General features: G+C 42.6%; 11 protein-coding genes. 10 read left to right on the top strand and 1 reads right to left on the bottom strand.

All coding sequences use genetic code 11. The features are described from left to right. The 3 genes from MMA19_RS02275 to MMA19_RS02265 are packed head-to-tail and all read left to right on the top strand — an operon-like array spanning position 1 to position 2841. Positions 1–1320, top strand: coding sequence for a TolC family outer membrane protein (locus MMA19_RS02275; protein ID WP_240205405.1), 1320 nt, complete (start codon positions 1–3; stop codon positions 1318–1320). Continuing rightward, on the top strand, positions 1317–1934 hold the full coding sequence (locus MMA19_RS02270) for an OmpA family protein (protein ID WP_124942129.1): 618 nt from the start codon (positions 1317–1319) through the stop codon (positions 1932–1934). The genes MMA19_RS02275 and MMA19_RS02270 overlap by 4 nt, the downstream gene beginning before the upstream one ends. Beyond that, entirely contained in the window at positions 1927–2841 is a 915-nt protein-coding gene (locus MMA19_RS02265; RefSeq protein ID WP_236111619.1) for a substrate-binding domain-containing protein, read from the top strand. The genes MMA19_RS02270 and MMA19_RS02265 overlap by 8 nt, the downstream gene beginning before the upstream one ends. A gap of 49 nt (positions 2842–2890) precedes the next feature. Here the strand turns inward: MMA19_RS02265 and MMA19_RS02260 are convergent, their stop codons facing one another. Continuing rightward, a complete protein-coding gene (locus MMA19_RS02260; protein ID WP_240205404.1) occupies positions 2891–4945 on the bottom strand; it encodes an alpha-amylase in 2055 nt (684 codons plus the stop codon). 170 nt (positions 4946–5115) lie between these two features. On the opposite strand from MMA19_RS02260, the gene MMA19_RS02255 reads away from it, so the two are divergent. The 7 genes from MMA19_RS02255 to MMA19_RS02225 all read left to right on the top strand — a co-directional run bounded on the left by MMA19_RS02255 (position 5116) and on the right by MMA19_RS02225 (position 14566). Continuing rightward, a complete protein-coding gene (locus MMA19_RS02255) occupies positions 5116–5691 on the top strand; it encodes a hypothetical protein (RefSeq protein WP_031494935.1) in 576 nt (191 codons plus the stop codon). 468 nt (positions 5692–6159) lie between these two features. Further along, complete coding sequence (locus MMA19_RS02250) at positions 6160–7113, top strand: TerC/Alx family metal homeostasis membrane protein (protein ID WP_006073600.1); 954 nt, start codon at positions 6160–6162, stop codon at positions 7111–7113. 286 nt (positions 7114–7399) lie between these two features. Further along, positions 7400–7588: a hypothetical protein gene (locus MMA19_RS02245; protein WP_006073603.1), complete on the top strand. Its 189-nt coding sequence runs from the start codon at positions 7400–7402 to the stop codon at positions 7586–7588. Positions 7589–8036: 448 nt separating this feature from the next. After that, positions 8037–9266: a peptidase T gene (pepT, locus tag MMA19_RS02240; protein WP_240205403.1), complete on the top strand. Its 1230-nt coding sequence runs from the start codon at positions 8037–8039 to the stop codon at positions 9264–9266. Between the two features lie 28 nt (positions 9267–9294). Beyond that, the gene (locus MMA19_RS02235; protein WP_236111615.1) at positions 9295–10149 is read left to right on the top strand and encodes a mechanosensitive ion channel family protein; all 855 of its coding nucleotides are present in this window, start codon (positions 9295–9297) and stop codon (positions 10147–10149) included. 124 nt (positions 10150–10273) lie between these two features. After that, positions 10274–11407 carry an efflux RND transporter periplasmic adaptor subunit gene (locus MMA19_RS02230; protein WP_240205402.1) on the top strand — a complete coding sequence of 378 codons (1134 nt, stop codon included), beginning with the start codon at positions 10274–10276 and terminating at the stop codon, positions 11405–11407. Positions 11408–11410: 3 nt separating this feature from the next. Beyond that, entirely contained in the window at positions 11411–14566 is a 3156-nt protein-coding gene (locus MMA19_RS02225; RefSeq protein ID WP_240205401.1) for a multidrug efflux RND transporter permease subunit, read from the top strand. Positions 14567–14885: the final 319 nt, after the last annotated feature.

Below are 14885 nucleotides of genomic sequence, written 5' to 3'. Positions count from 1 at the left end.
ATGCGTTGTTCAAAGCTCATGCTGTCTATGTGTGTGGCGTTTGCATCTCAAGCTCACGCGATCTCACTAGAAGAGTCAGTAGCATTTGCAATCGATTATAGTCCAGAAGTACTTGCGCAGTATTCTAGATATCAATCGGTAGTTAGAGATGGTGATGCCGCGGGTGGTTATCGCTTACCGCAAGTAAATTTGTATGCTGCGGCAGGCGTAGAAGAAACTCGCTATAACAACGGCAATTATATTGACCCTGATGATAGACGATTAAACCGAACCGAATTAGGCGTTCGTGTATCACAGCTCTTATTTGATGGATTCGGTACTAGTGCGAATGTAAAACGCCTAGGTTACGAAGCAGAAGCTGAGCGTCTAACCCTGATTTCAAGGGCAGAAAATGTATCGCTTGATGTTGTCAGAATATACTTAGAGCTATTAGAAGCAGAAACGTTACTGCAATTGGCCAATAGGAATGTGCTCGAGCACCAAGAAATCTATCAAGACGTTTTAGACAAAAAACAGAAAGGGTTGGCAAGTAACTCAGATCTAGCACAGATCTCAGCACGTGTTGCGACCGCTCAGTCATCTCAAATATCGGCCCAAAACAACCTCTATGATTTGAAAACACAGTTTTTGCGCTTAGTAGGCAAGCCTGGCAGCGAATTGGTCTTTCCAAAATTCGACAGCGGATTGCTCCCGAGTACCCTTGATACGGCAGTTCAACAAGCGGTTGATAACCATCCTGAGATTCAAGCTGCAATGATTGATATGGACGCCGCAAGGCAAGAGATTAGACGTGAAAAAGGCGATTATTATCCGGAAGTTAAATTGGAGTTGCATGCAAACAAAAATCGTAACGTAGGTAACGTAGTGGGCCCAGATGAAGATATGCGCGCCATGGTGACGCTGGATTACGATATTTTCAGTGGCTTTTCAACCAATGCACGAGTGGAGTCTTCGGCGTGGCGTTTGGAGGAGGCACGTGCCATAAGAGTACGAACTGAACGTGAAGTAAGAGAGGGTACTGAACTTGCGTGGAATGCGTACTCAATATTGGAACAACAAATTCGATTGCTCCAACAAAATGTCGATGCCGCAAAAATTGCTGAACTCGGTTACATCCAGCAATTCAATGTAGGACGACGCAGTCTGCTTGATGTCTTGGATGCTAAGGTCGAGGTCTTTCTTGCTAGACAAAACTATATCCGAAGTAAATACGACCGTACCTTCGCTGCATATCGACTGCTAAACGCGATGGGCGTGCTGACGTATGCATTACGCGTTGAACATCCAGACGAGTGGCAAAAAGAAGGAGAGTCGTCATGAAGCGATTATTTATCATGGGGCTCCTTCCTTTTGTACTTCTTGGCTGCGCTGAATCTCCTAACGTTAAAACCAATAGACATCAAATTGATGATTTACGTGATCAAGACCGAGATGGTGTTATTAATCAAAGAGATCGATGCCTTGATACCCCCAAGCATGTTGCGGTCGACAATACTGGCTGCGCAGATTGGCAAATTTCTGACAAACCAGTGGTTGTAAGTATTGATTTTGATTTCGATAAATCAAAATTACGTTCCGATCAAACGTCTAAAGTAAAGCGACTTGTCGATATGTTGGAGCAATACCCCAACTCAAATGTGGTTCTAATAGGGGATACTAGCTCAGAAGGAACCGACACTTACAACAAAGCGCTGGCTAAGCGCCGTACTGGTGCGATCCGTAATGAGCTTGAGCGAATGGGTATTGAATCAGAACGCATTTCGGAGCAGGAGTTCACGCAAACAACGTATTACACAGAACAGCTTCATAAACGTAAGCGTCGAACGATAGCGGTTTTTTATCGGCCTGAAATGAAAGTAACCGAGGAGTGGGATATCTTTACTTCGGAAAAAAACTTAAGCAGTGCGACTAAGGTGGAGGCTCCCAGTGAATAAACTGAGTACGGTAATTATCGGTAGCATGGCAGTTTCTCCGCTCGCCCTAGCAGACCAGCAAATGACACCGCCTTCTATTGTTGCTGTTGAGCACAACTTAGTCCCGTTAATGCAGGCATTGGTTGATGCAAAGCAATTAGATATCACTGTTAAAGGCAGTACTGATGTTCCTTATAGCATCACTAACAACAAACTTGCCATGGGAATTAGCTCTCGTAAATGGAAAGACAGGGAAGTGGCAAAATTTGTTCAAGTACATGGTTATAAGCCAACGGAGTTGTTCTTTACGGCTGATGTGATAGCAATTGTCGCCAATAAAAGCAATCAAACCCAATCTATTTCTGTGGCGGAGCTAAAACGAGTCTTTGGCTGCCATTCACAACCAGATGTGGTGAGGTGGGCGGACGGTAATGGACAGAGCACTATTCCTATGGTTCCTTTTGCTATCGACAATCAATTAGTAATGCACAAGGAGTTTTCAAGTTGGGTTACATGTAAAGATGACGAATACGCTGCGACTCACTTTGTGTCTGACAAACCAACATTTTTAAATGAAATTTCCGGTGAGGAAGGGGCGCTCGGTTATACCGTGTATAGTGATGAGCTGAAAGATACCAATATTTTAAAAGTCACCAACCGTTTTGGTGAGTCTTATGATGTGAATAAAGAAACGATATTGTCTGGACGTTATCCTCTGGCTAGCGTTTACTACATGTATCTAAATCTACCTCCGAATCGAGAGTATTTTAATGAGCAAGAAGAGTTCTTTATTGGCTTAACGTTGTCAGAAGAGCAGAAACCAGTGCTCAATCGATATGGATTCATCAGTTTGCCGCCAGAGGCTATTCAACGTAATCGAATTAGACTAAGGCTAGATGAACCCATGATAGAAGGGGGATATAAATGAGTTCTTAAGCATTCTAGCCTAAGAACTCTTGATTGAATGGCTCTAGCTGTTAGTTTCCAAAATAGGCGATGACGACTTTGTCGTCGCCTAATTCTCTTGAAAATACGTAAGCGTTATCATTCGGCAATACCGTATGTTTTCCTGCACCGATGGCTGGGTGTCGATCTCTAAATTGTCCAACTGTTTCCCAGTGCTTCAACAGCTTTTGCTTATCATTTGAAAGCTCCCAAATCATGTCCGAGCGAGTACCTTGATGGAAGTCATCTGCATAAGGACCGATGTTTCTTCCCACCTCATCGCCGTAGTAGACTTGAATCGCACCAGGGCTTAGTAGCAGGGCGTTGGCCGCATTTCGTTGCATGTCATAGTCTTTAAAGCGGCTAAAAAACAGTTCTGTGTCATGAGAAGACATGTAGCTTACGGGATTAAAATCAGGTGAACTTTGAATGGTGTCAGCGTAATGCTGATAAGTGTCTGCCATTTGGCTAAAGCATGCAGCGCCTTTGTCGAGCTTCTTTTGCATATCAAAGTTAATTAAAGCATCAAACCCATCATCAAAGTAGGGGCTTCTGTAGGCGCTGTGCCCCCAAACTTCACCCATCATCCAGAAAGGCTGTCCTTCAACGTTATTTTCTGAACGCCACAACTCAAGACTAGACGTCGCTTCAGCTTTGAGTCTTTTCCAGACCTCGCCTTCAACGTGCTTGACGGTATCAACTCGATATCCATCTATACCAAAGCGTTTAACCCAATCAGTTTGCCATTCGATTAAGTAGTCGGCCACGGTATAATTGTCTCTTGCGACTACTCGTGTGCCTGGGTTATTTAGTAGAAACTCTGGTGGTTGAACGGTTTTATTTGATTCTGTTTTGAAATCTGGCAGACCTGCAAGGGACAAAGTTGTATCACTAGAGCCTGGCTTATCATAGCTAGGTAGCCCAGTTCTTACCCAATCAGGTCCCCACCAATCAGCCCAATTGTGTGAGTTGTAATTTATATTGATGTGATAACTGTGCCAATTTTCACCTTTCTTAGGTGCCCAGTGTGCCCAGGTCTTTGGAAGTATATTGGTAGTTTTGGCAACATCAATGTGGTCGAATTGTAGGTCGGCAAGTGTTGAATAGCCTGGATGATTAATGACTGCGTCCAACAAGACCTTTATCCCTCGCTTATGGGCTTCAGAAACAAGCTGCATCAAATCTTTGTCATTACCAAAGCTCTGGTCAATTTTGGTGAAGTCACGAGCCCAGTAACCATGATAGGCATAAAATGGAAACGATCCACTATCGCCACCCCCAACAAAACCATGTACCTGCTCTACGATGGGAGAAAGCCAGATCACGTTGGTACCAAGCGCTTTAATATAATCTAGCTTCTCTGTGACGCCTTTTAAGTCGCCACCATGAAATGTCCCGACCTCATCTTTACCATCTTTTTGACGTCCGTAAGGTTGTATTGCCTCCGGGTTAGAATCTTTAAAACGATCGACCATGACGAAATAGATGTTGGCGTTTCTATAGTCGAACTTGGTGTTCGATTGGACTGATTTAACTGGCTCTAACAAGGTTAGACCGCCACTCGATGCGTTTGGTTGTAGTGAGACTTGACCATTATGAACAGTGACTACTGAACCTGAAAACACATCTTTCAACTGTGTCCCATCGGGGTAAGAGCTTCCTAGATCAATAGTCTGGAGCTGGTTAGGGAGCCTTTCGCACTTAACATCTGGTATTGGACGTTTAAACTCAGTTTTAGCCACTTTTTTAGGCTGTCGTTTAAAGGTTAATGTGTGAAGTTTTTCATCGTAGCTAAAGGCGTAGTCTCCGGTGAACCTAATATTCAAAGGCAAAGTAGATGTTTTACCGCACAGGAGAGGAACTGGAGTGTTGAACTTAACCTTATTGGGCAACTCATTATTGCAGAGCGTATCTGTAGCGCTGATCTCGAGCTGATACTTATCTTTATTAAGAGTGACGACTAATGGCGTTGTAGGGTCGAGTGGATAGTCTCTGCTCGTTGTAGAGGTAGAGATGGTTAAGTAGGGTGATGCAAATAGCGATGGCGAAGCCAACAGCATATAAGCAAGTAGGGTCTTATGTTTCATGCTCATTCCGTTGTTCTAATAATCCGAGGTTACTATAAGTTGCCTCAAACGGTCTCACATCATTCTCATGCTCTACGCCTCAAAGTCAGAGTAAGCTCACATAACAGATTCTTAAGGATGAGTTAGAGGGGGATGAGTTCGTAGAAAGAAATAAAAGGTACTATAGAGAGATGAAATTAAGAATACTGTTGCTATCACTTCTGATTCCCTCTATCTCCTTTGCTATGACTACATGGCCATCTCGTTATGTTATGGGAGAGTTGCCGTTAAGTACCTTAAATCAGGTTAGGTCTCTGTCTGATGTATATGACTGTGGTGAAATAGAACATCAGCGTTTTTGTGGTTTTGATACAAAATACCGTGGCATTCCAATGGTGGCTGAGATCGATGTTGTGAATCAGTCAGTAGCGCGAGTGTCTTTTTTCATACCAATGACGGTTACAAATTACACAAGGCTTCAGACGTTACTGCGTTCTGACGGCTATCAATTAAAAAGCGTTAAAATAGCGGGTAAGGAATTGATTGTTGAAGATTTAATCAATCAGGATTTACCTCATATAGCCGATAAGAAACTCATAGAATTTTTGAACTTATATCCCATTTCTGAGTCCAAACTATTTACCTGGATCCGTAAAAATGAGATTCAGAATACGTTAGCAACAGAAACGCTTTTAATGACAAGTGACAAAGAGCAAATCATGCTCACTTGGGACTTTCCCCAGCTTTCTAACACTGTCACACAATAGTCTTACGACTGTCATTTCAATGTTACATTCAAAAAGTAACTTGAATTGCGTAAAGTATAGAAGGAGTTAACCATGAAAAAGATGAGACGTGCACAGCTTCATCGTTGTCGTATTCAATACTGGAAAGAAACAAACCAGAAAACAACGGATAAAGTAAAAGCGTAATCAAGCTTTACAAACCAAGACGTGAAACCAGCATAAAAAGAAAGTGCTGGTTTTTTCGTTTTTAGCTCACAAAAAAGATAGACAACCTCAAATTTGAGGCATACAATCCGCTCGTTTTGGGGAGTAGTCACCCGTTTATTTGTCGTCATCTCGTTAAGTCTAGAGCTTATCCGGCAAATAAGAGCGCAGACAGCGCTTTGACGAGACCAACGCAATCAAATGCTCAGTATTTTGTTACTGAGTGAAGTATTTGTTTGTGGAAGGTCGACACCCATACTCTTCGTCCTTCCGCCTGGAGGACTTATGAGCCCATCTATTTATGTTTCTTTCTTTGTACTAACGCTAGCTCTGGTTGCGTTGGACATATATCAAACTCGCGGTGGTCAAATCTCTATTCGCAAAGCAGCGATATGGAGTGTATTTTGGTTTCTACTAGCGTTTGCTTTTTCTGCAACGATTTACTTATTCTGGGACTTTTACGCTCCAGCAAGTGATTACACTGCGGAAAAGGCGACGGTGTCTTTCTTAACAGGGTACCTATTAGAGAAATCGCTGAGCGTGGATAACTTGTTTGTGTTTGCAATTATCTTCCACCAGTACGCAGTACCTGAACATTTGCGACCAAGAGCTCTGCTTTGGGGTGTTATAGGTGCTTTGGTTTTAAGAGCAATAATGATCAGTGTTGGAGCTCAGTTACTTGCTGAGTTCCATTGGGTAATGTACTTGTTCGCGGCGTTCTTGATCTGGACAGGTATTAAGCTTGCTAAAGACTCAGGTGAGGATGAAGTAAACCCATTACCTGAACGTGTAATTAGAAAGCTAGTGCCCGTTACAGATGATTTTCATGGTAACAAGTTATCTATTATCGAAAACGGCAAACGTGTATTTACGCCAATGTTAGTCGTAATCGGTGTGATTGCGTTTATGGATATTATGTTTGCTCTAGACTCAATTCCTGCGATTTTTGCAGTTACTAGAGAACCGTTCTTAGTACTAGCGGCTAACGTATTTGCTCTGCTTGGGTTACGTTCTTTGTACTTTGTACTCGAGGGGATGATGAATCGTTTTGTTTACTTAAAACCAGCGTTGTCATTCATTATGATTTTCATCGGTGTGAAAATGGCATTAGTAGGTTCAGCTTGGGAAATTCCAACCTGGGTGTCGTTAAGTGTGATTCTTGTGACTATGACCGTAGCAACGGTTGCATCGCTCTATCGAGAAAAGCGCGAACCTCACATGGTGGATAAGAATAGCTAACGACAAATAGCAAAAAACCTCTTAATTATAAGAGGTTTTTTGTTTAACAATAATACAACAACTATATTGTTGTTACGTATATGGTTTGCTATTTATGCATTTATTTAAGCATATTGTGACTATTTAGTCACCATTTTGGGATAACATTAACTGGCTGTTGTTAATGCCTTGTTTTATTAGAATAACTAATGCGAATGTCCAAATTTTGTCATTTTTTAAACAGCGTTTTTTTGCCTAATATTGTCACCAACAACAACGAGTTACCCAGTTTTTAAGAGAGGCAATCATGGCACAAGCAATGAACATCGAAACTATCGCTGTACCCTCTATGGAAAAGAAAACCTACGCGGTTAACTTCAAAGGATTGATTGCACATTTACTAGACATTATGTTCGGTAAAGGCGAAGTAGAGAACACTTACTACGCAAACGAATTATCTGGTCACATGCAGCGTGATATCGGTATAAACCGATAAACACAAAGAATTTGAAAAAGAGCACCTAGTTATCTAGGTGCTCTTTTTTTTGCTCGTTTTAATAATCTTAACCCTATCAGTGTTCTTCAAAACCACCTTTTTTCTGTAACGTTTTTACTAACTCAACTCTTTCTGATTCCCGAGATGTGTTTTCTGTAACTACTTCAGTAGCCTCACTAAGATCCTCTGGAGAAAACACGTAATGTTTATTGACCGTCATAAGGTAAGCCCACATTTAGATTGGTAAACGTAATTTATAAACTCATTATTTATCTAATGTCTCTAATCGTCATCAGCCCAAACTATCAAATTTAGGGCGTAGGGTAATAGGCGTATATTAATTGGCGTTTTTCTCACTCAATCTATATAAAACTGATTCATCGCAATTTACTGACAATGAGTTTACGTATGATGAGTACCAATATTCATAAGAACGTAAGGTGAAAAAATGACAAGTCTTATCGACCGGTTTCTCAATTATGTCACGTTTGACACGCAATCAGACCCGTCACAAAGTTGTTGTCCAAGTTCAAAAGGTCAAACGACATTCGCTGCGTTTCTCAGAGACGAACTTTTATCACTAGGTCTGCATGAAGTTGCTCTAGATGACAACGGATATGTAATGGCAACACTTCGTTCCAATGTTGACTACAACGTTCCAGCCATCGGTTTTGTTGCACATATGGACACAGCCCCTGATGCTTCAGGAGCTAACGTAAAACCTCAACTAGTAGAAAATTATCAAGGTGGTGATATTGCTTTGGGTAAGGGCGAGGAAGTCTTGTCTCCGATACAGTATCCAGATCTTCATGAGTTACATGGGCATGACATCATAACCACCGATGGCACGACGCTATTAGGTGCAGATAATAAAGCAGGTATTGCAGAGATCATTTCTGCAGTAGAGTATCTGATCGAAAATGCAGATATCCCTCACGGCGACATCAAAATTGCCTTCACCCCAGATGAAGAGATAGGACGTGGCGCGGACTTGTTTAATGTTGAGAGGTTCGGGGCACAGTGGGCCTACACGATAGACGGTGGAGCTGTCGGAGAGCTTGAATACGAGAACTTTAATGCAGCCGCCGCAACGGTGACGTTTCATGGTAACAATGTTCACCCTGGCACGGCGAAAGGCAAGATGGTGAACTCCATGACGTTCGCATCGAGATTCCAAGCAGAAATGCCGTCAGAAGAGACGCCTGAAATGACAGAAGGCTATGAAGGCTTCTTCCACCTGACAACTGCAGAAATGTCAGTACCGAAATCTACGCTACATTATATTTTGCGAGACTTTGAGCAAGAAGGTCTGGAGAGACGAAAGGCTTACCTGGAGGATAAGGTCGCGACATTTAACCAAGGTAGCAAACAGAAACTCGTCACTTTAACGATCACTGATAACTACTCTAATATGAAGGAAATGGTTGAACCACATCCACATATTATCGATATTGCTAAACAAGCGATGATAGCTTGCGATGTTAAGCCAAACATCAAACCGATTCGTGGTGGTACGGATGGAGCACGATTATCGTTTATGGGCCTACCATGTCCAAACATCTTCACTGGTGGTTATAATTTCCACGGTATTCATGAATTTATTACCGTTCAAGGAATGGAATTAGCATTAAACGTGATTGTGCAAATTGCGAAAGACACTGCAATTCGTTATCGTTAGGGAAAACAAAGTTATGCAGTAGGCGACCATGGAAGATTTTCAAAAAGTAATAGCGTTCTTATTAGAAAACAAACTGTTATTAAGCTTTCTGGTCGTCTTTGTTATCTTAGTCATTCGCCGAGTGACCCTTTCTGGTATCCGAGGGGATGTCGCTTTCTTATCTGAAGATCAGCGTAAATGGATGTCGAGAACTAAAAATGGTTCTTTTGCTATTATCGTTATCACGTTGTTTTTGGTTTGGAAGTCTGAAATCAGTGAGTTTGCACTGTCGGTTACGGCTATTGCCGTCGCTATTGTCGTTGCCTCCAAAGAAATTATCCTGTGCTTTACTGGTTCTATCCAAAGAGCGAGCTCTCGTTCATTTAGAATCGGAGATTGGATTGAGGTTGGCAAAACGAGTGGTGAGGTAATAGAGCACAACTTAATGGCGACTGTTATTCAAGAGATAGACTTGTATCACGGCCAATATCACTTCACTGGCAAAACGATCACTTTGCCAAACAGCATGTTCTTCACTTACGCGGTAAAAAACCTAAACTTCATGAAAAGGTATGTCTACCATAGCTTTTCTATTATTGTTCCTGGGTTTGACAACTTATTCCCGTTATTACCTGAACTTACGAGTAAAATTGAACACCATAGTGAGAGCTTTATCGATGTTGCGCGGCGCTATAACAGTGTTATAGAGAAACATGCCGGCGTCGATCTCCCTGGTTCAGAGCCACATATCCACATTTCTAGTGGCGCTACGGGGGAACAAATTCTACATGTAATGATATTTTGCCCAACAGAATTAGCGACACATCTAGAGCAAGAAATTCGCGCTGATTTTATGAATATCTACCACCATGCATTTCCAAGAGATATAGAAAAAACTACGTAAAAACAGTTCGTTATATTTTGAAACACTTTCAATATAACTATTAATACTTCTCGGACATTCAGCTGACTTGTAATTTGCTAGTCTGCCAAAGCTTGTTCCAATTAGAAGATAAAATGGTGTTTCAATGCCTAAAAAACTACTCGTTGCTAGCCTAGTCTCTGCTGTTCTTTTAGCAGGGTGCGGTGAAACAACTAATACCCAACAAAACGCGCCAGCGCCTCTAGTACAAACCCAAGCGGTGGAGGTGGTTCCTCATCAACAAAGTAAAATTTACATCGGACGCATGGATGCGGTAGAAGACACGGCTATTACAGCTCAAGTCTCAGGCTACTTACTGGAACGTCATTTCCAAGAAGGGCAAATTGTAGAAAAAGGACAGTTGCTCTATACCATCGAGCCATCAACGTTTGAAGCTCAAGTAGCGAGCGCAAAAGCTATGGTTTCAGAAGCTCGCTCCTCGTTAAAGAAAGCAGAACTGGACTTCGAGCGTGGTAAGAACCTAGTTAAATCAAACAATATTTCTCAGGCCGAATTTGATGCGTTAACTGCTTCACTAATGAGCGCTCGCGCGCAATTAGAAGCTGGAATTGCACAAGAGAAAGTTGCTGAAGTAAACCTATCGCATACTACGATCAGAGCACCATTCACGGGTCGAATCTCTGACAGTAAAGTGAGTACGGGTGACTTGTTATCTCCGTCTTCAGGTGTGCTTACTACTCTAGTGAGTATGGACCCTATCTATGCCTCATTCAGCATATCAGAGCGAGAACGACTTGCCTTAGGCATGGACCAAATCGAAGGTGATGGTTCTGATGAGTCCAATGGCGTAGCAGTCAACGTTATCCTAGAAGATGGTCGTGTCTATGAGCAACAAGGGAAAATCGACTTTTTAGGCAACCGAATTAATCTTAATACTGGCACATTAGCGATGCGTGCCGTGGTTGAAAACCCAAGTCAAAGGCTGTTACCAGGTCAACATGTTCGCGTTGAGCTTATGGAAAAAGAGGCGAGCGACGTAGTTACTGTGCCAAGACGAGCAGTACAAACTGACCTAGAAGGTGACTTTGTCATGATCGTTTCTGAAGGAAATGTGGCGGAGCGCCGCAATGTTGCGCTAGGACCTCAGGTGGAAGCGGGTGTTGTGATTCGCTCTGGTCTTAAAACTACTGATGTTGTTATCACTCAAGGTCTACAACGTGTAAGAAATGGAATCCCTGTACGTATTCAAGAGCCTAAGTCAAAAGAACAGGGTGCCTAATACATGTTAAGTCGTTTCTTTATTCAAAGACCAAAGTTCGCTTTGGTTATTTCGATAATACTCACACTCGCCGGTGCTATTTCTTTGATGGTTCTACCGGTTGCTGAGTATCCTAAAATCAGTCCGCCATCGGTAAGTGTTACCGCTTATTATACAGGTGCAAGTGCGGAAGTCGTTGAAGAAGCTGTCGCAGACCCAATAGAGACGTCGGTGAATGGTGTAGAGAACATGATTTACATGTCCTCAAAGAGTGCTAACGATGGTTCATATAACCTAAACGTAACCTTTGACATCGGTACTGATCCGGACATGGCTCAGGTTAACGTTCAAAACCGCGTATCGCAGATAGAATCAAAACTTCCGCAAGAAGTTCGTATGGTCGGCGTAACAGTTAAAAAACGCTCGCCTGATCTGTTAATGGTTCTAAACTTCTATTCTCCAGATGGTCGTTACGATGACCAGTTCTTGATTAACTACATTAATCTCAACGTTAAAGATCAGCTGGCTCGTGTTAAAGGCATTAGTGAAGTTAACGTTATTGGTGGCGGTGAATACGCGATGCGCGTATGGTTAGACCCCGATAAGCTAGCGAATCTAAAAATGACTACCAGCGATGTCTATGCCGCGCTAGCAGAACAGAATGTTCAAGTTGCTGCGGGTAGGGTCGGTGCTGCGCCTTATGCTGATCCACAAGAGGTACAATTTAACTTAGTAACTAAAGGTCGTCTTGAGTCAGTCAGCGAGTTTGAAAACGTCGTTCTTCGAGCAAACTCTGATGGTTCAACGGTCTACTTAAAAGATGTTGCTCGTGTTGAATTGGGTAAGAAGTTCTATGACGGTAGTGGTCAATTCCGTGGTGAGGACGCATCAATCGTTGCGCTAAACCTACAATCTGATGCTAATGCATTAGAAAGTGGACAGGCAGTGATGGATTTACTTGAGCGTCTAAGTGTCAATTTCCCTGAGGGAATGGCATATGAAACCAGTTATGACACGACGGTGTTCGTTGCAGAATCGATCAAGGGCGTAGTTAAAACACTGGTGGAAGCTATTTTACTGGTAATCGCAGTAACGTATCTGTTTCTAGGTAGTGCGCGAGCAACATTAATTCCGGTTGTTGCTATCCCGGTATCTCTAATTGGTACGTTTGCCGTGATGAACATGACCGGCTTTACGATCAATACAGTAACCTTATTCGGGATCATTCTTGCAATTGGTATCGTAGTGGATGACGCCATCTTGGTTATCGAGAATGTGGATACCATCATGAAACGCAATCCTCATATCTCGCCAAGAAAAGCAACCTTGATGGCGATGAAAGAGGTAACAGGGCCGATTATTACCTCGACGCTGGTTCTATTGGCTGTATTCATTCCTGTGACGTTGCTCCCAGGGATCACAGGAATCATGTACCGCCAGTTTGCGCTGACTATTTGTATCTCGGTAATCATCTCGTCGATAAACGCGTTAACACTATCACCAGCACTTTGTTCATTAGTATTGAAACAGGGCGGAGGAAACACAGCTCGTTGGTTCCAAACGTTTAACGGACTGTTAGAACGTATCACGATGCGATATGGCCAAGTTGCAGGATTTTTGGTTAAAAAAGCCTTGCTGCTAATGACATTCTTTATTATTGCGGTAGGCGCAGTAACTTTCTTTTCGAAAAATACGTCAACAGCGTTTGTTCCTCAAGAAGATAAAGGCATTCTACTGGTAAACGTCCAACTTCCTGATTCAGCCTCGTTATCTCGTACTACTGAAACCACTGAAAAATTGGTGAATCTAGTGCAGCAGGAACCGGGAATCGATGGAATCACGGTTGCTAACGGATATGCGTTTATGACCGGAGCCGCGGCTTCCAATGGTGCTTCACTGTTTATCAAACTGAAAGACTGGAGTGAGCGAAACGGATTTGAAGGTGATCATTCTGCAAACGCGATTGCAGCACGAGTTAATGGAATGGCGGCTCAGCAGATTCCAGGAGCAGTCGTGTTTGCAATGGGGCCGCCAGCGGTTCCGGGTATGGGAGCAGCTTCGGGTTTCGAGTTTGTTCTAGAAGATACCTTAGGACGAAGCCGAACTGACCTTGCTCTAGTAATGCAAGATGTGATTCAGACGGCTAATCAACAACCGGAAATAGCCTATACGTTCAGTACTTTCCGAGCAAATGTTCCACATTACTATGTCGATATCGACCGTGAGAAAGCTCAACAGTTAGGGATCCCTCTCTCATCGATATTTCAAACGCTACAGGGTAACTTAGGTTCATTGTACGTGAATGACTTCACGATGTTTGGTAAGAACTTCCGTGTGACGGTACAAGCTGATGCCCAGTATCGAAGTGGAATGGAAGATTTACAATTGTTCCACGTGCGCTCTTCAAACGGTGAGATGATTCCATTAAGCACATTGGTTTCTTACGAACAAGTGTTTGAACCAGACGTCGCGTGGCGATACAACATGTACCGAAGTGCTGTTGTCCAAGGACAACCAGCTCCTGGTTATTCGAGTGGTGATGCGATTGCTGCGATGGAAAGGGTAGCTGCTGAGGTACTCCCAATGGGTTACCAGTATGAATGGACAGGAATGGCCTACCAAGAAGTACTAGCGGGTAACCAAGCGGTTTACGCGTTTGCGTTAGCGTTAATATTTATTTATCTGTTCATGGTGGCTCAATATGAGAGTTGGACGATTCCTTTAGCCATCATACTCGTTGTTCCGGTCGCGACATTGGGGTCGTTTATAGCTCTGAATCTGACTGGTACGCCTCTTAACCTCTATGCGCAAATAGGTCTCGTCTTGCTCATAGCGTTGGCGGCGAAGAATGCGATATTGATAGTAGAATTCGCCAAACTAGAGCGTGAAGATAAAGATGTGGCTATCGATGATGCAGCTGTTAGAGGAGGGATGCTGAGATTCCGAGCGGTGAATATGACGTCTTGGTCGTTTATCTTAGGTATATTCCCTTTGATTTTTGCATCTGGTGCTGGTCACGTAAGTCAAAATTCGTTAGGTATTTCATTAGTTGGTGGATTGTTATGTGTGTTGCTAGCCGGTACGTTCTTGATTCCGGGCTTTTACGCCATGATTCAACATCGACGTGAGAAAATACGTGGTGGAAGTACTAAGTTAGTACCTCTAGAAGACGACGAATAATCTAAAAAAAAGCTAAATTCTAATCTAAAGCCCCTCTATATAGAGGGGCTTTTTTATAAAATGTAATGTTCTGTCTCATGGATTCTGACAAACCCATACAGTAGGATCTAAAAAAGAGACTAGGGCTGTATTTTGTACGGCGTTCAATTAACGCGGACTAAGATGGTGGTATAAGTTATTGTATTATAGAGTTAATTTGTATAAATATAGTTATATGCACCAACAGGCGTGCTAGGAATAATCTGACGCACCTGTAAACAGGTCTGATTGTAGTATTATGTAAATTTATGTATTGTTGCGATCAATATAGAGAAGAGTT

Origin of the sequence: Vibrio sp. CyArs1, assembly GCF_022432925.1 — a bacterium.
In the GTDB taxonomy this organism is placed as follows: Bacteria; Pseudomonadota; Gammaproteobacteria; order Enterobacterales; family Vibrionaceae; genus Vibrio; species Vibrio mediterranei.
This window is presented reverse-complemented; position numbering and strand designations above follow the sequence as displayed.

Excerpts from the sequence above, each read along its gene's own strand:
- MMA19_RS02275 (WP_240205405.1), top strand. The coding sequence starts at position 1 with ATGCGTTGTTCAAAGCTCATGCTGTCTATGTGTGTGGCGTTTGCATCT.
- MMA19_RS02270 (WP_124942129.1), top strand. The coding sequence starts at position 1,317 with ATGAAGCGATTATTTATCATGGGGCTCCTTCCTTTTGTACTTCTTGGC.
- MMA19_RS02260 (WP_240205404.1), bottom strand. The coding sequence starts at position 4,945 with ATGAAACATAAGACCCTACTTGCTTATATGCTGTTGGCTTCGCCATCG.
- MMA19_RS02255 (WP_031494935.1), top strand. The coding sequence starts at position 5,116 with ATGAAATTAAGAATACTGTTGCTATCACTTCTGATTCCCTCTATCTCC.
- MMA19_RS02250 (WP_006073600.1), top strand. The coding sequence starts at position 6,160 with ATGAGCCCATCTATTTATGTTTCTTTCTTTGTACTAACGCTAGCTCTG.
- MMA19_RS02245 (WP_006073603.1), top strand. The coding sequence starts at position 7,400 with ATGGCACAAGCAATGAACATCGAAACTATCGCTGTACCCTCTATGGAA.
- pepT (WP_240205403.1), top strand. The coding sequence starts at position 8,037 with ATGACAAGTCTTATCGACCGGTTTCTCAATTATGTCACGTTTGACACG.
- MMA19_RS02235 (WP_236111615.1), top strand. The coding sequence starts at position 9,295 with ATGGAAGATTTTCAAAAAGTAATAGCGTTCTTATTAGAAAACAAACTG.
- MMA19_RS02230 (WP_240205402.1), top strand. The coding sequence starts at position 10,274 with ATGCCTAAAAAACTACTCGTTGCTAGCCTAGTCTCTGCTGTTCTTTTA.
- MMA19_RS02225 (WP_240205401.1), top strand. The coding sequence starts at position 11,411 with ATGTTAAGTCGTTTCTTTATTCAAAGACCAAAGTTCGCTTTGGTTATT.